The sequence below is a fragment of the Streptomyces sp. Y20 genome (assembly GCF_043195475.1).
In the GTDB taxonomy this organism is placed as follows: Bacteria; Actinomycetota; Actinomycetes; order Streptomycetales; family Streptomycetaceae; genus Streptomyces.
In genome coordinates this window covers 1-420 of the sequence record NZ_JBIDDP010000047.1, presented here as the reverse complement: position 1 = coordinate 420, position 420 = coordinate 1, and the positions used below count along the sequence as shown (strand labels likewise).

At 71.2% G+C, this 420-nt stretch carries 1 protein-coding gene; it reads right to left on the bottom strand.

The annotated features are described in order from the left end of the window. The coding region (locus tag ACGFT1_RS35780; RefSeq protein ID WP_373913159.1) for a cob(I)yrinic acid a,c-diamide adenosyltransferase at positions 1-420 on the bottom strand (420 nt) is incomplete at both ends.

Here is a 420-nt window from a genome sequence, read left to right as displayed (position 1 = left end):
CCAGGGCCGCCCAGGTGGACCGCTCGGCCCGCCGGACCACCGTGCACGCCTGGTGCAGCAGCGCCGCCCCCGGCGTACCGCCCGGCAGGATGAAGCTGCGGAGCTTCTCCAGCTCCTCCAGGAAGCGGTCGCAGTCCGCCTCCAGCTTGTCCACGTAACTCTGCTCCACCCGCAGCGGCGGGTACTTCGGGTCCTCGACCACCGGGGTGGAGAGGTCGGCGCCCACGTCGAACAGGTCGTTCTGGACCCGTACGAGGACCTTCACCACGTCCTCGGGCAGCTGCCCGAGCGCGATGGCCGTCCCGATCACCGCGTTGGCCTCGTTGGCGTCCGCGTAGGCCGAGATCCGCAGATCGGTCTTGGCGGTGCGGCTCATGTCGCCGAGGGCCGTCGTGCCCTGGTCGCCGGTCCGGGTGTAGA